Annotated in this window: 19 protein-coding genes and 1 pseudogene; 12 read left to right on the top strand and 8 right to left on the bottom strand. The window is 73.0% G+C overall.

Annotation, left to right across the window (positions count from 1 at the left end):
* Positions 1 to 7 precede the first annotated feature (7 nt).
* Positions 8 to 1741, top strand: a complete 1734-nt coding sequence (locus tag BM242_RS01645) for a phospho-sugar mutase (protein WP_093836767.1) — start codon at positions 8 to 10, stop codon at positions 1739 to 1741.
* Between the two features lie 291 nt (positions 1742 to 2032).
* On the opposite strand, the gene BM242_RS01640 is transcribed toward BM242_RS01645, so the two are convergent.
* Positions 2033 to 2875: a hypothetical protein gene (locus BM242_RS01640; RefSeq protein ID WP_093836766.1), complete on the bottom strand. Its 843-nt coding sequence runs from the start codon at positions 2873 to 2875 to the stop codon at positions 2033 to 2035.
* A 373-nt stretch (positions 2876 to 3248) separates the two neighbouring features.
* Here BM242_RS01640 and BM242_RS31010 point away from each other — a divergent pair.
* Positions 3249 to 3320: pseudogene (locus tag BM242_RS31010) on the top strand (hypothetical protein); the annotation flags it as partial.
* 145 nt (positions 3321 to 3465) lie between these two features.
* Positions 3466 to 4113 (top strand): AAA family ATPase, encoded by a 648-nt coding sequence (locus BM242_RS01635; protein ID WP_245833735.1) that lies wholly within the window; start codon positions 3466 to 3468, stop codon positions 4111 to 4113.
* 24 nt (positions 4114 to 4137) lie between these two features.
* On the opposite strand, the gene BM242_RS01630 is transcribed toward BM242_RS01635, so the two are convergent.
* From BM242_RS01630 to BM242_RS01620, 3 genes are all read right to left on the bottom strand, one after another.
* A complete protein-coding gene (locus BM242_RS01630; RefSeq protein ID WP_093836765.1) occupies positions 4138 to 4803 on the bottom strand; it encodes a PH domain-containing protein in 666 nt (221 codons plus the stop codon).
* Between the two features lie 92 nt (positions 4804 to 4895).
* Positions 4896 to 5972, bottom strand: a complete 1077-nt coding sequence (locus tag BM242_RS28325) for a hypothetical protein (protein WP_107365068.1) — start codon at positions 5970 to 5972, stop codon at positions 4896 to 4898.
* Positions 5969 to 6505, bottom strand: coding sequence for a SigE family RNA polymerase sigma factor (locus tag BM242_RS01620; RefSeq protein WP_093836764.1), 537 nt, complete (start codon positions 6503 to 6505; stop codon positions 5969 to 5971). The genes BM242_RS28325 and BM242_RS01620 overlap by 4 nt, the downstream gene beginning before the upstream one ends.
* A gap of 157 nt (positions 6506 to 6662) precedes the next feature.
* Here BM242_RS01620 and deoC point away from each other — a divergent pair, with 157 nt between their 5' ends.
* The 4 genes from deoC to BM242_RS01600 all read left to right on the top strand — a co-directional run bounded on the left by deoC (position 6663) and on the right by BM242_RS01600 (position 10931).
* Entirely contained in the window at positions 6663 to 7628 is a 966-nt protein-coding gene (gene deoC, locus BM242_RS01615) for a deoxyribose-phosphate aldolase (protein ID WP_245833805.1), read from the top strand.
* 6 nt (positions 7629 to 7634) lie between these two features.
* Complete coding sequence (locus tag BM242_RS01610) at positions 7635 to 9158, top strand: aldehyde dehydrogenase family protein (protein ID WP_093836763.1); 1524 nt, start codon at positions 7635 to 7637, stop codon at positions 9156 to 9158.
* A 145-nt stretch (positions 9159 to 9303) separates the two neighbouring features.
* A complete protein-coding gene (locus BM242_RS01605) occupies positions 9304 to 10164 on the top strand; it encodes an aldehyde dehydrogenase family protein (protein WP_425443789.1) in 861 nt (286 codons plus the stop codon).
* Between the two features lie 125 nt (positions 10165 to 10289).
* Positions 10290 to 10931, top strand: coding sequence for an ATP-binding protein (locus BM242_RS01600; protein WP_093836761.1), 642 nt, complete (start codon positions 10290 to 10292; stop codon positions 10929 to 10931).
* 247 nt (positions 10932 to 11178) lie between these two features.
* On the opposite strand, the gene BM242_RS01595 is transcribed toward BM242_RS01600, so the two are convergent.
* On the bottom strand, positions 11179 to 11985 hold the full coding sequence (locus tag BM242_RS01595) for a SigE family RNA polymerase sigma factor (RefSeq protein ID WP_245833734.1): 807 nt from the start codon (positions 11983 to 11985) through the stop codon (positions 11179 to 11181).
* 278 nt (positions 11986 to 12263) lie between these two features.
* On the opposite strand from BM242_RS01595, the gene BM242_RS01590 reads away from it, so the two are divergent.
* The 4 genes from BM242_RS01590 to BM242_RS01575 all read left to right on the top strand — a co-directional run bounded on the left by BM242_RS01590 (position 12264) and on the right by BM242_RS01575 (position 16016).
* Complete coding sequence (locus BM242_RS01590) at positions 12264 to 12941, top strand: response regulator transcription factor (RefSeq protein WP_175541204.1); 678 nt, start codon at positions 12264 to 12266, stop codon at positions 12939 to 12941.
* On the top strand, positions 12938 to 14641 hold the full coding sequence (locus tag BM242_RS01585) for a sensor histidine kinase (protein WP_425443788.1): 1704 nt from the start codon (positions 12938 to 12940) through the stop codon (positions 14639 to 14641). The genes BM242_RS01590 and BM242_RS01585 overlap by 4 nt, the downstream gene beginning before the upstream one ends.
* A gap of 1 nt (position 14642) precedes the next feature.
* Positions 14643 to 15269 carry a hypothetical protein gene (locus BM242_RS01580; RefSeq protein ID WP_093836759.1) on the top strand — a complete coding sequence of 209 codons (627 nt, stop codon included), beginning with the start codon at positions 14643 to 14645 and terminating at the stop codon, positions 15267 to 15269.
* A 162-nt stretch (positions 15270 to 15431) separates the two neighbouring features.
* Complete coding sequence (locus BM242_RS01575) at positions 15432 to 16016, top strand: VanZ family protein (RefSeq protein ID WP_245833733.1); 585 nt, start codon at positions 15432 to 15434, stop codon at positions 16014 to 16016.
* Positions 16017 to 16122: 106 nt separating this feature from the next.
* On the opposite strand, the gene BM242_RS01570 is transcribed toward BM242_RS01575, so the two are convergent.
* The 3 genes from BM242_RS01570 to BM242_RS01560 form a co-directional block, all read right to left on the bottom strand.
* A complete protein-coding gene (locus tag BM242_RS01570; RefSeq protein ID WP_093836758.1) occupies positions 16123 to 16533 on the bottom strand; it encodes a hypothetical protein in 411 nt (136 codons plus the stop codon).
* 175 nt (positions 16534 to 16708) lie between these two features.
* Positions 16709 to 17899: an adenosine deaminase gene (locus tag BM242_RS01565; protein ID WP_093836757.1), complete on the bottom strand. Its 1191-nt coding sequence runs from the start codon at positions 17897 to 17899 to the stop codon at positions 16709 to 16711.
* Between the two features lie 103 nt (positions 17900 to 18002).
* Positions 18003 to 18956: a LysR family transcriptional regulator gene (locus BM242_RS01560; RefSeq protein ID WP_093836756.1), complete on the bottom strand. Its 954-nt coding sequence runs from the start codon at positions 18954 to 18956 to the stop codon at positions 18003 to 18005.
* Positions 18957 to 19075: 119 nt separating this feature from the next.
* Between BM242_RS01560 and BM242_RS01555 the strand changes: the two genes are divergently transcribed.
* A complete protein-coding gene (locus BM242_RS01555) occupies positions 19076 to 20362 on the top strand; it encodes an MFS transporter (protein ID WP_093836755.1) in 1287 nt (428 codons plus the stop codon).
* The last annotated feature ends 84 nt before the right edge of the window (positions 20363 to 20446 follow it).

Genomic DNA, 20446 nt, shown 5'->3' with positions numbered 1-20446 from the left:
GCCCCCGATGACCGCTGACCCCGCCCCCGCCCCGGCCGGCTCCGCCGGTTCCGCCGGTTCCGCCGGTTCCGCCGGTTCCGCCGGTTCCGCCGAGCTGCTGCGGCGCGCCCACGCCTGGCTCGCCGAGGACCCGGACCCCGCCACCCGGGCCGAACTGGCCGCCCTCATCGACCGCGGCGACACCGCCGCGCTGGCCGAACGCTTCTCCGGCACCCTCCAGTTCGGCACCGCCGGGCTGCGCGGCGAACTGGGCGCCGGGCCCATGCGGATGAACCGCGCCGTGGTCATCCGCGCCGCCGCCGGACTCGCCGCCTATCTGCGCAAGCGGCCCGCCGACGACGGCGCCCCCGGGCTGGTGGTCATCGGCCGGGACGCCCGCCACTACAGCGCCGACTTCGCCCGCGACACCGCCGCCGTGCTGACCGGCGCCGGACTGCGCGCCGTGCTCCTCCCCCGCCCGCTGCCCACCCCCGTGCTGGCCTTCGCCATCCGCCATCTGGGCGCGGTCGCCGGAGTGGCCGTCACCGCCAGCCACAACCCGCCGCGCGACAACGGCTACAAGGTCTACCTCGGCGAGGGCAGCCAGATCGTGCCGCCCGCCGACGCCGACATCGCCGCCGAGATCGCCGCCATCGGCTCCCTCACCGGCATCCCGCTGCCCGACTCCGGCTGGGAGACCCTGGGCGAGGACACCGTCGAGGCCTATCTCGACCGCACCGCCGCCGTCCTCACCCCCGGCTCCCCGCGCACCGCCCGGGTCGTCTACACCCCGCTGCACGGGGTCGGCGGGGCCGTCCTCACCGAAGCCTTCACCCGGGCCGGTTTCCCCGCCCCGGTCATGGTCGAGGCCCAGGCCGCGCCCGACCCGGACTTCCCCACCGTGACCTTCCCCAACCCGGAGGAACCCGGGGCCATGGACCTGTCCTACGAGACCGCCGCCCGGTACGCGCTGGACTCCCCGGACCTGATCCTGGCCAACGACCCGGACGCCGACCGCTGCGCCGTCGCCGTCCCCGACGAGCGCGGCCCCTCCGGCTGGCGCATGCTGCACGGCGACCAGGTCGGCGCCCTGCTCGCCGCCCATCTGCTGCGCCAGGGCGTCACCGGCACATTCGCCGCCTCGATCGTCTCCTCCTCCCTGGTCGAGAAGATGGCCGCGGCAGCCGGCCGCCCCTTCCGCTCCACCCTCACCGGCTTCAAGTGGCTGGCCCGCGTCCCCGGCCTGGCCTACGGCTACGAGGAAGCCCTCGGCTACTGCGTCGACCCGGCCGGGGTCCGCGACAAGGACGGCATCACCGCCGCCCTGGCCATCGCCGAGCTCGCGAGCGAACTCAAGGCCGAGGGCCGCACCCTGACCGGCCTCCTCGACGAGCTCGCCGTCCGGCACGGCCTGCACGCCACCGACCAGCTCTCCGTCCGGGTCAAGGACCTCTCCCTCATCACCGCCGCCCTGCGCCGCCTGCGCGAGCACCCGCCCGCCGAACTCGCCGGCCGCCCCGTGCGCCGCTTCGAGGACCTCTCCCTCGGCGGCGGCGGCCTGCCCCCGACCGACGGCCTGCGCCTCACCCTGGACGATGCCCGCGTCATCGTCCGCCCCAGCGGCACCGAGCCCAAGCTCAAGTGCTACCTGGAGGTCCGCCTGCCGGTGGCCTCCCCCGCCGAGCTGAGCGCCGCCCGCAGCGAGGCACGCGGCATCCTCGACCACCTCAAACGCGACCTCGCCCGCACCGCCGGCCTCTGACCGGAAGACGTTCACCAGGACCGGTGTCGTTACTCCAAGACGGACGGCAACGGCACATGCAATGGCCGGGTGAGATGGGGGGCAACGGGAATAACGCTTCTCGAACCGTTCCAGGTCCTCATTCGCCAGGCCCCACCGGACCTCCAGACGCGTGGTGCCGTAGAAGTTGTCGAGCGCGCGGATCAGTTCGGGGCCGCCCAGGGATGCTGCCCTCTCCGTCTTTCCCGGGTGACTGTGGTCGCTGCACACCTTGTCGCCCAGCTCGCGAAGCGACATGGGAAACCCCGGCGGTCAATCTCGCAGCGCCTGTCCGCCCGGCCATGGCTCTCCACGGCACGCCCGGCAGCGCGTCTGCGTCGCACTGCGCAGCATCACCTCATGGCACCCGGTACATGTCCGCAGCGGCGGGGGCGGGGCGGGAAGCACCGGAGGGGGATCGGCTGCGGGGAGGGGCGGCGGCAGGAACTCCCGCAGGCGGAAGGCGAGCAGCCGGGCCGGGCGGTGGGTGAGCGGCTGCGGCAGGCCGGCGGTAAGCGTCCGGGTGATCTGCGCCGGGGTTGCGCCACGCAGCAGCCAGGTGTCCACCGCCGGGGCGAGCTCCCGGACCTCCCGTTCGGACAGGTACAGGCGCGGATCACGGTCCCGCAGCCCCACCAGTACCGCCGGCGCCCGCTCACTCGCCGCCTCCCCCTCCGGCTCCGGCGCGGGTGCCGGAGGCGCCGAGGGCGCCGGGAACTCGGGCGCCCGGGCCTTGGCCGGAGGCCGCCGGGTACGCGGCGCCGGGACGACATGTGCGTCGGTGGCAGCTGCCTGCGGCCGGTGGTACACCACATAGCAGGTGCGCACGGTGCCGTCGGCCGCCCGTACCAGCTCACGCGCCAGATAGCCCTCGGCCTCCAGCTCGTTGAGCGCCCGCCGAATGCGCGTGGTTCCCTCGGCGAAGTGACGGGCCAGCCGCTCCACACTCACCGGCGTGCCCTCCGGCAGCGAGAGCAGGTACCCGGCGACGCCGACCGTCACCGCGCTCCCGGGACGCTGGAGCAACTGATTCAAAAGAATCGTGAAGTTCTTGGTGTGCTTCGCCCGTACGTGCCGGAGCCCGGACGCAGGCGCGCTAACCTTGGCGGTAGCCATCGGGAAGAGTTGCCTTCCTGAGAGGTCAGGCCCTCGGCGGGATGCCAGTCCCGCACGGGGGCCGAAGTCTTTTCTGCGGTTGTCTGCCGTGACGATAGCCCCGCGCACATCCCCGGTCACAGCGAAGTCCCCCTATCGGGTGACGACTTTGCTGGTGGGTGGGTGGGAAGGTCCTTTCCCCGACAGTCCTTTTACAAGGCCGCCGCCCCACCGCCCACCGGCCCACCGCCCTCCGGAATCCCGCAGGGCGGCGCAGGCGGCTCGCTCACCGCCTGGGTGGACCCCGCCGGGCCGGGAATGGTGATCCACGCCGGTCCCGGACGGCCTACGCTGGGCGGCGACGTGCCCTCCGACGCGCCGGAGGCGACTGCCGATGCTCACCCGACTTGAGGTCCACGGGTTCAAGAACCTGCTCGGCCTCGCCATCGACTTCGGGCCCTTCACCTGCATCGCCGGCGAGAACGGCACCGGGAAGTCGAACGTCTTCGACGCGATCCAGTTCCTCTCTCTCCTCGCCGACAGGTCAATGATCGAGGCGGCGCAGGAGGTGAGAGGCGTGCACGGCGAGCGCGGCAGCGCAGGTCATGGGCGTGGACGGCGCGCATCTCCCGGCCGCGCTGTACCGGGTGGCGCACAGCGCGGCAGGCGACCCCGAGCAGGTCTTCGCCCGCGTCGCCGGGCGGCTGTCGGACCTGACAGGGGTGCACATCGGCGAGTTGGATGTGGACCAGGATGTGGTACGGAAACTTCTCACGGTTCAGGTGCGGGAACTGGACGGCATGCTGCTGCCCGCCCGCAGCCTCTCCGAAGGCACACTCCGCTTTCTCGCTCTCTGCGTACTGCTGGAGGATCCCTCGGTACGCGGCATGATCTGCATGGAGGAACCGGAGAACGGCATCCACCCGGCCAATCTCGTCCCGATGGTGGAATTGGTCCAGGACCTGGCGGTGGATCCCACCATCACGCCGGATGCCGACAACCCCTTCCGGCAGGTGCTGATCAATACCCATTCGCCGGGCGTGGTCCAGCTCGTGCGGCCGGACGACCTGCTCTTCGCCGACACCGCAGTCCTCAGGCTGAAGAACGGCAACATGGCCCGGGCCCTGCGGCTCCGCCCGCTGCGCGACACCTGGCGCGTGGCGGACGGCCGCCGCGACTACGTCACCAAGGCGGACATCCTCCCCTATCTCACCATGCCGCCCGGCGCACAGACCACGCTCGAGCTGGGAGTGGCATGATGGTGACGGCCGACGGAGGACCGCTCAGGCGGTGATCCAGAGGATGAGGAGGAGGACGAGGCCGGCGGCCATGGGGGCGAGGAGTTCCCAGGACCAGCGGGTGGTGACCTCGCCCCGGGCCTCGGGCTCCTCGCGGTGCCGCTCGGCCAGCTCGCGCAGCTCGCGGACGGCCACATCGGCCGGCGCGGTGCGCTCCTGGTAGTCGTCGGGGCTGGGAGCGCTGACGCCGAACAGGCCACGGCGCGGGGACTCGCCGGAAGCAAGCCGCTGGTTGTGCCGCTGGGCCCTGGAGCGGGCGCGCAGCGAGACCGGGATGGACCACATCTGGTAGGTGCGGCCCTGCGCCACCAGCTCGGTGGAGTACCGGGCGCGGACCGTCTCCACGGCGGACCAGGGGGCGACGACGGTGCGGAAGGGGTTCCGGATGCGGATCCGCCGCTCACCGGCGTAGACCGCCGGGCGGAGGGTCATGGCCACGATCAGCGGGACGGCCACCAGCAGGGCGGCCAGGGAGACCACCGGGACCCGTCCGTCGCCGCGGAGCACCGCGTCACCGCCCAGCCACACGGCGACCGCCAGCATCAGAACCCCGCCGGCGAGGGCGCTGCCGGAGCGGTAGACGCGGTCGGCGTAGGACGGCTCGTCCCCGCCGTGGTCGGAGGGGCCGCTGGCCGGGGGCTGGCTGCTCATGCCACCGATTGTGCCGCACCCGGCGGGTACCGGCCCCGGGGAGGGCCGCCTCCTGCACACAGGCGTCCTCCCCGGGCCCGGACCGGCGGCGGTCAGTTCGGGTACAGCGGGTCCAGCGTGGAGTCGTAGAGCAGCTCGCCGTCGGCGCCGTACGCCTTGAGCACCGGGTAGGCGTCCGGCACCTCCTGGAGTATTCCGGAGGCCAGGAAGAAGCCGGCGTCGTAGATCACCTCATGGGTGCTGCCGCCATACTCCACGGTGACCTCCTCGACCTCCTCCGTGAAGCTGCCGAACTTCACCCAGCGGAAGGGCATCTCCCAGTTGCCGTCGATCCCTTCCTCGGCGGTCTCGTACCGGGCGGTGGCCCGTGAGTCGATCACCATGTCCAGCTCCCGGAGCTCCGCGCGGGTGGAGAACCCGTTGTAGAAGCCGTAGAAACCGGTCTCGTCGCCGGGCCACTTGGAGCACACGAAGTTGTGGGGCGCATCGGCGTCCGGGTCGGCGGGGACCACCATCACGCGGCGGATCGGCCCCGGGCCCTGGTTCACCCCGCCGGGGCTCTGCCAGGCGGCCAGGATGCGCAGGTCCTCCGGGTCGGGCTCGGGGATTCCCGGCGACCCGAGCAGGCCCTCGTCCTCCTCCTGCCTCGCCCAGTGGTCCGCGATGCAGGCCTGCACATCCGCCTGTGCCTGGGCCAGGGTGATGCCGTCCAGCAGCTGGCGTGCGGGATCGGAGGGCGGCTGGACCGTGGCCCCGGGCCCGCTCCCCTCCTCGGTGCCGGTGCCGGAATCGGTGCCGGAATCGGTGCCGGAATCGGTGCCGGAATCGGTGCCGGAATCGGTGCCGGAATCGGTGCCGGAATCGGTGCCGGAGTCGGGGCCGGTGGTCTCCAGGGCGTCGGGCTCTCCGCTCGCGGGGGCCTCCGTCGGCCCGCCGGGGGCGGCGCCCGGGGTGACCTCCGCCCGGTCACCGAGCAGCTGGCCCGCATAGACCGTGCCGGGCAGGGCGACCAGCAGGGCCATCCCGGCCCCCATGGCCACCCGGCCGCGCTGCCGGGCGGCCCGGCCCTTGCGGACGATCGTCTCGTACGGTGCCTCCCGCGGGGAGAGCATCTCGGTCTGACGGCTCAGCATCTCGCGGAGCCTGGCCTCGGCCGGTGTCTCTGTCATCGTGTGTTCTTCCTCTCCTCACCTTGGGCGGCGAACACCGTGGGACTTTCCCGGAGCGCCCCGCGGAGACGGGCGAGCGCCCTGGATGCCTGGCTCTTCACCGTGCCGACCGAGCAGCCGAGCGCCTGGGCCACCTCGGCTTCCGGAATGTCCTCCCAGTACCGCAGGACGACCACCGTCCGCTGCCGGGAGGACAGGGTGGCCAGCGCGGCCATGAGCTCCTGCCGCTGCTCGCTGGCGGACAGCGGATCGCGCCCGTCGGCGACATCCGGCAGGGCGTCCGTGAGCCGCTCCGCCACACGGCGCTTGCGGAACCGGTCCTTGTGGCTGGTGACCAGGATCCGCCGCACATAGGCGTCCGGATTGTCGCTCCGGCGCACCCGGTTCCAGGAGCGGTACGCCTTGGTAAGAGCGGTCTGCGCCACATCCTCGGCATGGTGCAGATCACCGGTCAGCAGATAGGCCGTGCTCACCAGCCTGGGCCAGCGGCTGCGCACAAAGGCCCGGAATTCCTCTTCGACATCCGCGTGCATCGGGCACCCCCTCAGCTCTCCAGACCACCGTTTCACCCGCTCGCGTTGTCGCTCCCCGGCGGCTTTTTCCTTCTTCCCGGCCGGGCACCGGGCCGTGCTGCGCCCGTTCCGGGGGATGACAGGTGGCTACGCGCGTAGATATGCTCCCCTGGTGACCATGCCACAGACAGCCTCCGCGTTCGCGGACGTGGCCGCCTCGGACGCCGCGCTGCGCCGCTTTCTGCACGGCCTGCCCGGGGTCGACGCCGTCGGCCTCCAGGCCCGCGCCGCCGCCCTGGCCACCCGTTCGATCAAGACCACGGCCAAGGCATACGCCATCGACCTGGCCATCTCCATGGTCGACCTGACCACACTGGAGGGCGCCGACACCGCCGGCAAGGTCCGGTCGCTGTGCGCCAAGGGCCGCGTCCCCGACCCGGCCGACCGCAGCACGCCCCGGGTGGCGGCCGTCTGCGTCTACCCGGACATGGTCCCGGTGGCCCGGCAGGCGCTGGCCGGAACGGAGATCAAGGTGGCCTCGGTGGCCACCGCCTTCCCGTCCGGCCGGGCCGCCCTGCCGGTCAGGCTGGCCGACACCCGGGACGCGGTGGCCGCCGGCGCCGACGAGATCGACATGGTGATCGACCGCGGGGCCTTTCTCTCCGGCCGCTATCTCCAGGTCCACGACGAGATCCGGGCGGTCAAGGCGGAATGCGCCCGGCCCGGCGGGGAGCCGGACGCCCACCTCAAGGTGATCTTCGAGAACGGCGAGCTGGCCACCTACGACAACATCCGGCGCGCCTCCTGGCTGGCCATGCTGGCCGGGGCCGACTTCATCAAGACCTCCACCGGCAAGGTCGCCGTCAACGCCACCCTGCCCGGCACCCTGCTGATGCTGGAGGCGGTGCGCGACTTCCACGCCGCCACCGGCACCCGGGTGGGCGTGAAACCGGCCGGCGGCATCCGCACCACCAAGGACGCCATCCGCTACCTGGTGCTGGTGAACGAGACCCTGGGCGCCGACTGGCTGAGCCCCGACCGCTTCCGGTTCGGCGCCTCCAGCCTGCTGAACGACCTGCTGATGCAGCGCCAGAAGCTCAGCTCCGGGCGCTACTCCGGCCCCGACTACGTGACGGTGGACTGAGCCGCTATGACCGAGCAGCCGACCGCAACGACCACACCGACCACCACGGCAACACCGATCACACCGGCCGGACCGCGCTCCGCGCCCGGGCCGCTGCCGGGCTTCGCCTACGCGCCGGCGCCCGAGTCCCGCGATCTGGCGGAGATCGCCCCGTCCTACGGGCTCTACATCGGCGGCGAGTTCCGCGAGGCGCACAACGGCAAGTCCTTCACCACCCTCGACCCGTCCAGCGAGGAGCCGCTGAGCGAGGTGGCCTACGGCGGCGCCGAGGATGTGGACGCCGCGGTGCGCGCCGCCCGCGACGCCTTTCCCGCCTGGGCGGGACTGCCCGGCGCCGAGCGCGCCAAGTACCTGTTCCGCATCGCCCGCATCATCCAGGAGCGCTCGCGCGAACTGGCCGTGCTGGAGACCCGGGACAACGGCAAGCCGATCCGCGAATCCCGGGACACCGATCTGCCGCTGGTCGCCGCGCACTTCTTCTACTACGCCGGCTGGGCCGACAAGCTGGCGCACGCCGGGTTCGGGACGGACCCGAAGCCGCTGGGCGTGGCCGGGCAGGTCATCCCGTGGAACTTCCCGCTGCTGATGCTGGCCTGGAAGGTGGCCCCGGCGCTGGCCTGCGGCAATACCGTGGTCCTCAAACCGGCCGAGACCACCCCGCTGTCCGCGCTGTTCTTCGCGGACATCTGCCGTCAGGCGGGCCTGCCGGCCGGCGTGGTCAACATCGTCACCGGTGACGGCACCACCGGTGCCCATCTGGTGGCGCATCCCGGCGTGGACAAGATCGCCTTCACCGGCTCCACCGCCGTGGGCAAGGAGATCGCCCGCACCGTGGCCGGTACCGGCAAGCGGCTCACCCTGGAGCTGGGCGGCAAGGGCGCCAACATCGTCTTCGACGACGCCCCCCTCGACCAGGCGGTCGAGGGCATCGTGGGCGGCATCTTCTTCAATCAGGGCCAGGTGTGCTGCGCGGGCTCCCGGCTGCTGGTGCAGGAGTCCGTGCAGGAGGAGCTGCTGGCGGCCCTCAAGCGGCGGCTGACCACCCTCCGGGTGGGCGATCCGCTGGACAAGAACACCGACATCGGCGCGATCAACTCGGCCGAGCAGCTCGCCCGGATCGCCTCGCTCACCGAGGCGGGCGAGGCGGAGGGCGCCGAGCGCTGGTCGGTGCCGTGCGAGCTGCCGTCCGACGGCTACTGGTTCGCGCCCACCCTGTTCACCGGGGTGTCCCAGGCGCACCGGATCGCGCAGGAGGAGATCTTCGGGCCGGTGCTGTCGGTGCTGACCTTCCGTACCCCGGAGGAGGCCGTGGCCAAGGCGAACAACACCCCCTACGGTCTGTCCGCCGGGATCTGGACGGAGAAGGGCTCACGCATCCTGTGGATGGCGGACCGGCTGCGGGCCGGAGTGGTCTGGGCCAACACCTTCAACAGGTTCGACCCCGCCTCGCCCTTCGGCGGCTACCAGGAGTCGGGCTTCGGCCGCGAGGGCGGCCGGCACGGTCTGGAGGCGTACCTCGATGTCCGGTAAGCCGCAGAAAGCACAGAAGCCCCAGAAGCCCCAGAAGTCGCAGAAGCCGCCGAAGGGGAGCACGCAGGACAGGCACGACGAGCAGCAGACCGGGCGGACCGGACAGGACCGGCCGGACCGGCCGCGGGAGGAGCGGACGACGGCCGTGCGGCTGAACGTATTCAGGACGTACAAGCTGTTCATCGGGGGTGCCTTCCCCCGGTCCGAGAGCGGGCGGGTGTACCAGGTGACCGACACAGCCGGCGACTGGCTGGCCAACGCCCCGCGCGCCTCCCGCAAGGACGCCCGGGACGCGGTGGTGGCCGCCCGCAAGGCGTTCCCCCGCTGGTCGGGCGCGACCGCCTACAACCGCGGCCAGATCCTCTACCGGGTGGCCGAGATGCTCCAGGGCCGCCGCGAGCAGTTCGCCGCCGAGGTGGCCGCCGCCGAGGGCCTGCCCCCCGGGACGGCCGCCGCCCGGGTGGACGCCGCGGTCGACCGCTGGGTCTGGTACGCGGGCTGGTCCGACAAGGTGGCCCAGATCGCCGGCGCGGCCAATCCGGTGGCGGGGCCCTACTTCAATCTCTCCACCCCCGAGCCGACGGGCGTGGTGGCGGTGCTGGCGCCGCCCGAGTCGTCCCTGCTGGGACTGGTCTCGGTGCTGGCGCCGGTGATCGCCACCGGCAATACGGCGGTGGTGGTGGCCGCCGAACCGGCGCCGCTGCCCGCGCTCTCCCTCGGCGAGGTGCTGGCCACCTCCGACGTACCGGGCGGAGTGGTCAATGTGCTCTCCGGCCGGACCGCCGAACTGGCCGGCCCGCTCGCCGCGCACCAGGACGTCAACGCCATCGACCTCACCGGCGCCGGGCCGGACCCGGCCCTGGCCCGGGAGCTGGAGAAGGCCGCGGCGGAGAATCTCAAGCGGGTGTTCCGCCCCCGCGCGGAGGACTGGACGGCCGGGCAGTCCACCGACCGCCTGCTGGCCTTCCTGGAGACCAAGACGGTCTGGCACCCGATGGGTGTCTGAACCGGCCGGGCCGGGGTTCCGCGCGGGTGTGGCGGTCGCCACGCCCCCGCGGCCCGCCCGGGCGGGCCCGGCCCGCCCGCGCCGGGCGAGAATGGTCTCCCGTGAGTGAACCGGTGAGTGAGGGCATGCCGCCGAGATCCGGACCGCGGGCCCGGGCGATTCTGCTGACGGGTCCGTCCGGCTCGGGCAAGTCCCGGCTCGCCGGGCGCTCGGGGCTTCCGGTGCTGCCGCTGGACGACTTCTACAAGGAGGCCGGGGATCCGACGCTGCCGCTGCTGGCCGACGGCAGCGCGGTGGACTGGGACTCCCCGGGCTCCTGGGACGCCGACGCCGCCATGGCCGCCGTGGTGCGGCTGTGCACCCGGGGCAGCGCCATCGTCCCGGCCTACGACATCGCCGCGAGCGCCCGCAGCGGCCGGCGGACACTGGACCTGACCGGCAGCCCGCTGTTTGTGGCCGAGGGCATCTTCGCGGCGGAGATCGGCCGCCGCTGTGCGCGGCTCGGGCTGCTCGCCGACACGATCTGTCTGCGCAACCGGCCGCTGACCACCTTCCGGCGCCGGCTGCTGCGGGACATCCGCGAGGCGCGCAAACCGGTGCCGTTCCTGCTGCGCCGCGGCTGGCTGCTGATGCGTGCCGAGCACGGCATCGTGGCCCGGCACATGGCGCTCGGTGCCCACCCCTGCGCCCGTGACGAGGCGCTGGCCCGCATCGCCCGCCTGCACAACGGCGCCGGCGCTGCCGCCGGTCCGCCGCCGCTCCCCTGAGCCGGGAGGTTCGTGCCGCGACCGGTCCCGTGCCCGGTCACGGGCACGGGACCGGGCCCCGGAGGCGGGCCCGGGACCGGAGGCGGGCATGCGCAAGGGGCCCGGTCGCCCCCCTGACGACCGGACCCCTTGCTCCCCCCGGGTGTCCCCCCTCGGTTCCCCCGGTTTTCCCCTTCCCTCGGGTTGCCCCGCTTCCTCCCGCGCCGGGCCGGAGCCCGGCGCGAGCCCCCTGTATCGCCCCCGCCGTTCAGGCAACCAGCTCGTCGTAGGACACCTCGCGGTCCCGCCCGTGGCTGAGTGCCCGGTCCTCGCGCAGCCGGCGCAGCGTGCGCCAGATGCTGCTCTTCACGGTGCCGACACTGATGTTCAGCGTGTCGGCGATCTCCGGATCGGTCTGTCCCTCGTAGTACCGCAGAACCAGCATGGTGCGCTGCTGCTCGGGCAGCCGCGCCAGCGCCTGCCACAGCACCGTGCGCAGCTCGGTGCCGCGCATGCTGTCCAGCTCCCCCGCCGTCTCCGGCAGTTCCTCGGTCGGATATTCGTTGAGCTTGCGCCGTCGCCAGGCACTGATGTGCAGATTGGTCATGGTCCGGCGCAGATACCCGCCCACCGCCGCCTTGTCGGCGATCCGGTCCCAGGCCCGGTAGGTGGACAGCAGCGCGTTCTGCAGCAGGTCCTCGGCCTCGTACCGGTCACCGGTCAGATGGTAGGCGGCTGCGTACAGGGAGGCCCGGCGCTCCTGCACATAGGCGGTGAACTCCGCCTCTGCGCCTCCCCCCGGGCGCCGGTGTCCCCCGGCTGCCTCCCCGTACGCGGTGGTGCCCCCCCGCCGCCGTACCGCCGGCCCCCCGGCCGGCGTGTCCGCCGTGTCCCCGCCCTTGCCCGCTTCCCCCTGGGCGAGCGCGAGATACGCCGGACGCTGGTGTCCGATGCCGCGACGACCCCCGAGCCTGTTCGCCGCACCGGACGGCTTGTCGCAGCGGACGTGCGCCACCGCGGTGGCGTGCGAGCGGTTGGTGCCGACTGCGGTGTGCTTGCTCTGCAGTGCGCTCATCGCTCTCCCCCGTCGTGGAGTCGTCGCTGCGTTCCGTCGGGGAATAATCTGCCCGGCCAGTTTCATCGCGGGGTCCCCCGACTGTCACAGCGCTGTCACAGGCGGAGCCGGGGGGTTCCGCACAGCGCCCGGCACCGCCCGGCACGCCCCCGGCCGGCCCGCCGGTCCGGCCGCCACCTGCGAAATCCGCCGACATGTCACCACGAACCGGGCACCCGGGCCGGCATTCACGACCGCACGCTCGTACTCCGGCCGGGCCATGGGCCAGAATGACCGGCGTGGCTTTCCTGTTGCTGATCGAGGATGACGACGCCGTGCGCACCGGCCTGGAGATGGGCCTGACCCGCCAGGGGCACCGGGTGATCACCGCGCCTTCCGGCGAAGAGGGTCTGCGCCTGCTGCGCGAGCAGCGGCCGGACCTCATCGTGCTGGACGTGGGCCTGCCCGGCATCGACGGCTTCGAGGTGTGCCGGCGTATCCGCCGCACCGACCAGCTCCCGATCATTCTGCTCACCGCGCGCAGCGACGACATCGACGTGGTGGTCGGCCTGGAGTCCGGCGCCGACGACTATGTGGTCAAGCCGGTGCAGATCCGGGTGCTGGACGCCCGGGTACGGGCCGTGATGCGCCGCGGCGAGCGGGAGACCAGCGACTCGGCGGCGTTCGGCGCCATAGTGATCGACCGGGCCGCCATGACCGTCACCAAGAACGGCCAGGAGCTGAAGCTCACCCCGACCGAACTGCGGCTGCTGCTGGAGCTGAGCCGCCGTCCCGGCCAGGCCCTGTCCCGGCAGCAGTTGCTGCGGCTGGTCTGGGAGCACGACTATCTCGGCGACTCCCGTCTGGTGGACGCCTGTGTGCAGCGGCTGCGCGCCAAGGTGGAGGACGTGCCCTCCTCGCCCAAGCTGATCCGCACCGTGCGCGGTGTGGGTTACCGGCTGGACGCCCCGCAGTGACCGGCGGCGCCACCGGGAGCGGGACCGGCGGCCGGCTGCGGCGCTGGCGGCAGGGCGCCCTGCGCCTGACCAGCCTGCGGTTCCGGCTGGTGACGGTCTTCGCGCTGGTGGCGCTGATCGCGGCGGTGTCGGTGTCCGGCATCGCCTACTGGCTCACCCGGGACGCGGTGCTCACCCGCTCCCAGAACGCCGCCCTCAACGACTTCAGCACCTCCCTGGAGCAGCGGGCGAGTTCGCTGCCCGACCAGCCGCCGTGCCACACCCTGCGCTCCACGGCCGGGGAGCTGGCCTCCACCTCCCAGGGCTACCAGGTCGTCCTGGTGATGGAGATGAGCGACGGCTCGGTCTGCGTGGCCCAGTCCGATCCGCGCACCTTCACCCTGGAGATGGTGCCGGATGCGCTGACCGAGGCGGTGCACACCCGGCGGACCGCGCCGGCGGACGCCGAGGCCGCGCCGTTCCATCTCTACTGGCAGCGGATCTCCATGGGCGGCGAGCCCTATCTGGTGGGCGGCGCACAGGTGATGGGCGGCGGGCCCACCGGCTACATGCTGGCCACCCTCGGACCGGAGCAGGACGACCTCGACTCGCTGGCCTGGTCGCTGGGGATAGCGACCGCGCTGGCCCTGCTGGGCTCGGTGGTCCTGGCGCAGACCGCCGCCACCACCGTGCTGCGCCCGGTGCAGCGGCTGAACAGCGCGGCCCGGCGGCTGGGCGACGGCGAGCTGTCCACCCGGCTGGAGGAGCGCGGCGCGGACGAACTGGCCGAGCTGACCCGGACCTTCAACCGGACGGCGGCGGCCCTGGAGGAGCGGGTGGCGGATCTGCGCGCCCGGGAGGCCGCCAGCCGCCGCTTCGTCGCCGACATGTCGCACGAACTGCGCACCCCGATGACGGCGATCACCGCGGTCACCGATGTCCTGGAGGACGAGGTGGATTCGCTGGACCCGATGATCGCGCCGGCGGTGCAGCTCGTGGTGAGCGAGACCAGGCGGCTCAATGTGCTGGTCGAGAATCTGATGGAGGTCACCCGGTTCGACGCGGGCACCGCCCGGATGGTGCTGGACGACGTCAATATCGTCGACCAGATCACCGCCTGTCTGGACGACCGGGCCTGGCTGGACGCGGTCCAGGTCAGCGGGGAGCGGGACGTGGTGGCCCGGCTGGATCCGCGGCGGCTGGACGTGGTGCTGGCCAATCTGATCGGCAACGCGCTCAAGCACGGCGGCTCGCCGGTGCGGGTCACGGTCTTCGAGGACCGCGCCGAGGGGCGGGACGACGTCGTGATCGCGGTGGCGGACAACGGGCCGGGCATCCCGGCCGAGGTGCTGCCGCATGTCTTCGACCGCTTCTACAAGGCGAGCGCCTCCCGGCCGCGGTCCGAGGGCAGCGGGCTCGGGCTGTCCATCGCGCTGGAGAACGCCCATCTGCACGGCGGGGAGATCACCGCGCACAACGCCCCGGAGGGCGGCGCCGTCTTCACCCTCCGGCTGCCGCGCCAGGCCGCGGCACGGACCGGAGAGCATGCCCCGGAGCGGCAGGCGGGCACGGAGCGGGACAGCCGCGCCGGTGACCCCGGCGGCCCGGACAGCCCGGACAGCCCGGACGCCTCCGAAGACGCCGGGGCGGCTCACGCCCGGGGCGACCGGCCGGCCGACCCGGCCGACACCGCCCCGGCCGGCGGAAAAGGAGAACGCTGAGATGCGCGGAAGCCTGCGCACCGCCGCCGCCGGGCTGCTGGCCCTGGCGGCCACCGGCTGCGGCATACAGTCCGTCGACGTACCGGTGGACGCGGGCCCGGCGCCGTCCCGCGCCACCTGCGACGCCCCCTCGGACACCGGGGGGCAGCCGGGCACCGAGCTCTATCTGGTGTGCGGCTCCCGGGTCGAGCGGGTGACCCGGCCGTTCCCGTTCAGCGGCGAGGAGACGCCGGCCTCCAGCCGGGCGACGATCGCCACCGCGCTGCTGACCGCGCTGCAGGGCGAGCTCTCCGACGAGGAGCGGGCGGCCGGTTTCACCACCGCCGTCCCGGGCGGGCTGCGGGTGATCGAGCCCATGGAGGGCGATCCGCACGATCTGGTCCGGCTCAGCCAGCACCCCAAGAATCTGCCGGCCTTCGCCCTGGTGCAGGTCATCTGCACCTTCGCCAACGCCGATGCGCTGGGCAACGAGAGCTATGTGCTGCTCGCCGGGCCGCCCGACGAGGACGGCCAGGGGCAGGAGCCCGGCAAGTATCCGTGCGCGGAATCCATGCGCAACCGGCCGGAGTCGGCGCACACCGAGTTCACCCCGCTGACCCCGCCCCGGACCACCGGATCACGGCCCTGAGCCCCGCGGCGCCGCGTCCCCGGGGGGCGCCCGCTGCCAAGCGGCACAATTCACCCCGCGGGACGGAACCGGACGGACTCCTGGGGCGTCCTGCATTCCGTGCACCGTCTTGAGAACGCTTCCACCGGGAGGGCTCCCGGCGGGAGCGGTGTCAGTCCCCGGGTGCGCGGCACGGCTCTGGTGCTGCTCACCGGCTATCTGCTGTTCGTCGGCTGGCTGATGCTGCGCCCGCTCACCGTGATGTGGGTGGAACCGTCGAACCTGGAACCGTTCGCCTCCCTCCGCGCCGATCTGCGGGAAGGGACCTGGCACGGCCTGCGGGTGATCGGCTCCGGGCTGCTGCTGCTGGCTCCGCTGGGGGTACTGGTGCCCGCGCTGGGGTCCCGGCTGGGCGGCTCGCGCTTCATGTCCTTCGCCCATACGGTGTTCGCCGGGGCCGTGGTCTCGCTCGCCATTGAGCTGCTGCAGTCCATGGTGCCCAGCCAGGTGGCCAATGTGGACGCGCTGATGCTCAACACGTTCGGCGTGGCGCTGGTCCATCTGCTCTGCTACGGACGGCTGCGGGCGCTGCTGCTGCACCGGCGGCGTCCGCCGGCCACCCGGACCGCGCTGGGACAGGAGCCCGCGGGGCGGGGCGGACGGGCGCCGGCCCAGACGCCGTCTCCGGCGGCGGCGGCCGGAGACGGCGTCTGGCAGCGGGTGGCGCCCGGCGGTGACCGCCTCGACGGTTCGCTTCCCGTGCTGTGACTCCCCGGCCCCGGCCGCCTTGCGCCGCGCGCCGGAGCGTCCGGCATTCCGGGCGGCCGGGCCGCCCGGAATGCCGCTCTGAGATGCGTCCGGCGGTGCGCCCCGGTCAGAGCGAGACGGATTCCACCAGGTGCGGCCCCACCGGCAGCTCGGCCAGGGGCAGGCCGCCCAGCATCTGCAGCGGGCTGCCCTCGGTGGGCACCCCGCCGATGCTGCCGTCCTGGAGGATGTCGTTGCCGACCACCTCGGACAGCGGGGTGTTGAGCGGGGTCCGCTGCAGCAGCGGGGTGGTGGTCACCTCCTGCACGGTGGTTCCCAGCAGGCCCTGGCCGGCGGCGAGGGTCCTGGCTCCGTCCGGCAGGATGGCGCCGAGCTTGCCCGGGAGGCTCCGCACCGTCGCGTCGACGGCGCCGTCCACATAATCACCGCCGAGGGCGGCGGCGCTGCCCGCCGCGGTGACGGCGAAGGCCGCGCCGACCGCGGCGGCTCCCAGGGATTTCACGGTGGCCTGCTTCATCGTTTTTCCGTCCTTGCGTGGAGATCGTGTGGCGAGGATCGAGCAGCGCAAGGACGATAGCCAGGCGTCGATCGCCCGGCAACGAACCGATAAACGCAGGTGTCGCCCCTGGACTTCCGGCGGGAAAAGTCCTACTGGCACCGGAAAACCCCGGCGCCGGTAGGGACATGGCAGGTCAGGTCAGGTTTCCCTGGGCGGCGGCGAACAGCCATTCCGAGCGCAGACCGGCATATCCGGGCTTGATCACGTCATTGATCATCGCCAGGCGTTCATCAAAAGGAATGAACGCGGATTTCATGGCATTGACGGTGAACCACTGGAGATCCTCCAGGGTGTACTGGAATGCCTCGACCAGATGCTCGAATTCCCGGGTCATGCTGGTACCGCTCATCAGCCGGTTGTCGGTGTTCACAGTGACCCGGAAACGGAGCCGGCTGAGCAGCCCGATGGGGTGCTCGGCGTAGGAGGCGGCGGCCCCCGTCTGGAGGTTGGAGGTGGGGCACATCTCCAGCGGGACCCGCTTGTCCCGGACATAGGCGGCCAGCCGGCCCAGCCGCACCCGGCCGTCGGCGTCCGTCCCGATGTCGTCGATGATCCGCACCCCGTGCCCGAGCCGGTCCGCCCCGCACCACTGGAGGGCCTGCCAGATGGAGGGCAGGCCGAAGGCCTCACCGGCATGGATGGTGAAGTGGTTGTTCTCCCGCTTCAGATACTCGAAGGCGTCCAGATGGCGGGTGGGCGGGTAGCCGGCCTCGGCCCCGGCGATGTCGAAGCCGACCACGCCCTGATCCCGGTAGGAGTTGGCGAGTTCGGCGATCTCCCGGGAACGGGCGGCGTGCCGCATGGCGGTCAGCAGCGCGCCGGCCCGGATGCGGTGGCCGTCCCGGGCGGCCAGCCGCTCGCCCTCCCGGAAGCCGTCGTTGACCGCCTCGACGACCTGCTCCAGGGTCAGCCCCCGGGTCAGATGCTGCTCGGGGGCGTAGCGGACCTCGGCGTAGACCACGCCGTCCGCGGCCAGGTCCCGCACGCACTCGGCGGCCACCCGGAACAGCGCCTCCCGGGTCTGCATCACCGCGCAGGTGTGCGCGAAGGTCTCCAGATAGCGCTCCAGGGAGCCGGAGTCGGCGGCCTCCCGGAACCAGGCGCCGAGCCGCTCGGGATCCGTCTCCGGCAGCCGGTCGTAGCCCTGCTCGCGGGCCAGCTCCGCGACGGTGGCCGGGCGCAGCCCGCCGTCGAGATGGTCGTGCAGCAGCACCTTGGGGGCGCGCAGAATCTGGTCCGGGGTGGGCACATGCGCGGTGCCGGCGTGGGGCTGGTGACTGTCGCTCACCCCGCCGACTCTACGCCTACGCGCGTAGATCCGCATCCCCTTCCCCGCTTTCCCCGCGTTCCCAGTCTTCACTGCCTTCACTGCCTTCGCTGCCTTCGCTGCCGCCTTCCGCACCGCCGACCCTCGTGCGGCGCACGCCTCAGGGGTGGGCCGGCAGGACGTTGCCGCGGCGGCCGAGGAGGAACTTCTTGAACGCGGCGACCGGCGCCGGATCCGGGCCGCCGCCGGCCATCCAGGCCACCCCGATGTCCCGGGCGGTCCGCGGCGCCGTCACGGTCAGCTCGCTCACCCCCGGCCGGGGCACCGTCGGCGGCGGCAGCAGCGCCACGCCCAGCCCGGCGGCGACCAGTCCGCGCAGGGTCTCGGCCTCCTCCCCCTCGAAGGCCACCCGCGGCTGGAAACCGGCCTCCCGGCACAGCCGTTCGGTCAGCGTGCGCAGGCCATAGGCCGGCTCCAGCATCACAAACGCCTCCTCGGCCGCCTCGGCCAGCCGGATCCGCCGCCGCCCCGCCAGCCGGTGGCCCTCCGGCACCACCAGCCGCAGCCGCTGCTCGTCCAGCCGCCGGGTGACCACATCGGGGGCGTCCGGAATCGGCGAGGTGAGGCAGAGATCCAGCTCCCCGGCGCGCATCCGCTCGATCATGTCCTCGCCGTAGCTCTGCACCAGGGCGAACCGCACCCGGGGATGGTCCCGGCGGAACTCCCGGATCAGCGCGGGCACCGTCTCCGGGCCCATGGTGTGCAGAAAACCGAAGGCGACCTTGCCGGCGGCCGGATCGGTGTCCGCCCGCACCTGCTCGGCGGCCCGCTCCACCTCCTCCAGCGCCCGCCGCACGGCACGGGCGAAGGAACGGCCGGCCGGGGTGAGGGAGACCGCCCGGCCGCGCCGGGCCAGCAGCGCCACCCCCAGATCCTCCTCCAGCCGGGCCATGGCCCGGCTCAGCGTGGACTGCGGAACCGCGAGTTCCCGGGCGGCCCGGGTGATGTGCTCGTGCCGGGCCACGGCCGCGAACTGGACCAGCCGCGGGGTCAGCAGCGCCGCCCAGGACTCCGCCGGTCCGGCCGGTCCCCGGGTGACCGATGTATCAGACATGTCTTTTCTGTTACCCGGCAATGACATGCCGCGCCACCACCTCACCTTATGCACTGCCGCATCGAATGCAGCATATCCGTGCATTGGACGCATCAAATGCGGATGCATAGATTCGCCGTATGCCCAGCGCAACCTCCCCGGCTCCCGCCACCGCGGGGGCCTCCGCCCCGTCTTTCCCGTCCGCCACCGCCACCGCCACCGCCACGGACCACCCGCATCCGTCGCCGGTCCGGGTCAACCTCGCCCTGTTCGGCATCGGGGTGGCGACCTTCGCCCTGCTGTTCTCCACCCAGGCCCTGCTCCCGGAGATCGGCGCCGCCTTCGGGGTCCGCCCCGACCAGGCGAGCTGGACCGTCTCGGCCACCACCCTGGCGCTGGCCGCGGCCGTGCTGCCGCTGAGCCTGCTGTCCGAACGCGTCGGCCGGCGGGCCATGATGACCGGCTCGGTGACGGTCGCGGTGGCCGTGGCCCTGGTGCTGCCGTTCGCACCCGGGCTGCCCGCGCTGATCGCGCTGCGCGCCGTGCAGGGCGCGGCCCTGGCCGGCATCCCGGCCTCCGCGGTGGCCTATCTCTCCGAGGAGGTCGACAGGCGGGCCATGGTCGGCGCGATCGGGCTGTTCATCGCGGGCAACAGTGTGGGCGGCATGTCCGGCCGGATGGCCGGCGGCTGGGTGGCCGAGGGCTTCGGCTGGCGCGCCGGGCTGGCCGCGGTGGCGCTGCTGGCCCTGGCGGGCGCGGTGCTCTACGGGCTGCTGCTGCCGCGGCAGCGCCGCTTCACGGCGTCCCGGCCGGGCCCCCGGGAGATGGCCGCCACGGTGGCCGGGCATCTGACCACCCCGCTGCTGCTGCGGCTGTTCACCATCGGCGCGCTGCTGATGACGGCGTTCAACGCGGTGTACACGGCGATCGCCTTCCGGCTGGCCGAGGAGCCGTTCGGGCTGTCCCCCGGAATCGTCGGCTCGGTCTTTGTGATCTTCCTGGTGGGCACCGGCTCCTCCTCGCTCACCGGCCCGCTGGTGGACCGGCTCGGGCGGCGCGGCGCGCTCTACGCGGCGATGGGCGCGGTGGGCGCCGGCCTGCTGCTGAGCCTGTGGGACAGCCTGCCGGCGGTGCTGCTCGGCCTGGTGCTGATCACCGGCGGCTTCTTCTCGGGCCATGCGGTGGCCTCGGCCTCGGTGGGACGCGCGGCGGACACCGGACGGGCCCAGGCGGCGGCGCTGTACCAGGTGGGCTACTACACCGGGGCCAGCGCGGGCGGCCTGCTGGGCGCGCTCAGCTTCCACTGGTCGGGCTGGGCCGGCACGGTCGCGCTCGCCTTTGCCGCGCTGCTGGTCAGCGCGGCCGTCACGCTCTACGCCACGCTGCGCGCCGGCACCGCCTCCCGGACGGTCGCCGGGGCGGCGTGACGGCCCGGCCGCCGGGCACAATTCCGTTACGGCCGTTGCGAGTTCGGCGCCCGGGCGCAACCGTGGTCATCCCTGGAGCGTGAT

This window comes from Streptomyces aidingensis (genome assembly GCF_900112355.1).
Classification (GTDB): Bacteria; Actinomycetota; Actinomycetes; order Streptomycetales; family Streptomycetaceae; genus Streptomyces; species Streptomyces aidingensis.
The sequence above is the reverse complement of the archived record's forward strand: the minus strand, read 5'-3'. Positions and strand labels throughout refer to the sequence as shown.

Coding starts and splice junctions, on each gene's coding strand:
- BM242_RS01610 (WP_093836763.1), top strand. CDS start 7,635: ATGACCGAGCAGCCGACCGCAACGACCACACCGACCACCACGGCAACA.
- BM242_RS01580 (WP_093836759.1), top strand. CDS start 14,643: ATGCGCGGAAGCCTGCGCACCGCCGCCGCCGGGCTGCTGGCCCTGGCG.
- BM242_RS01600 (WP_093836761.1), top strand. CDS start 10,290: ATGCCGCCGAGATCCGGACCGCGGGCCCGGGCGATTCTGCTGACGGGT.
- BM242_RS01555 (WP_093836755.1), top strand. CDS start 19,076: ATGCCCAGCGCAACCTCCCCGGCTCCCGCCACCGCGGGGGCCTCCGCC.
- deoC (WP_245833805.1), top strand. CDS start 6,663: ATGCCACAGACAGCCTCCGCGTTCGCGGACGTGGCCGCCTCGGACGCC.
- BM242_RS01640 (WP_093836766.1), bottom strand. CDS start 2,875: ATGGCTACCGCCAAGGTTAGCGCGCCTGCGTCCGGGCTCCGGCACGTA.
- BM242_RS01630 (WP_093836765.1), bottom strand. CDS start 4,803: ATGAGCAGCCAGCCCCCGGCCAGCGGCCCCTCCGACCACGGCGGGGAC.
- BM242_RS01620 (WP_093836764.1), bottom strand. CDS start 6,505: ATGCACGCGGATGTCGAAGAGGAATTCCGGGCCTTTGTGCGCAGCCGC.
- BM242_RS01645 (WP_093836767.1), top strand. CDS start 8: ATGACCGCTGACCCCGCCCCCGCCCCGGCCGGCTCCGCCGGTTCCGCC.
- BM242_RS01570 (WP_093836758.1), bottom strand. CDS start 16,533: ATGAAGCAGGCCACCGTGAAATCCCTGGGAGCCGCCGCGGTCGGCGCG.
- BM242_RS01565 (WP_093836757.1), bottom strand. CDS start 17,899: ATGCGGATCTACGCGCGTAGGCGTAGAGTCGGCGGGGTGAGCGACAGT.
- BM242_RS01560 (WP_093836756.1), bottom strand. CDS start 18,956: ATGTCTGATACATCGGTCACCCGGGGACCGGCCGGACCGGCGGAGTCC.
- BM242_RS28325 (WP_107365068.1), bottom strand. CDS start 5,972: ATGACAGAGACACCGGCCGAGGCCAGGCTCCGCGAGATGCTGAGCCGT.
- BM242_RS01595 (WP_245833734.1), bottom strand. CDS start 11,985: ATGAGCGCACTGCAGAGCAAGCACACCGCAGTCGGCACCAACCGCTCG.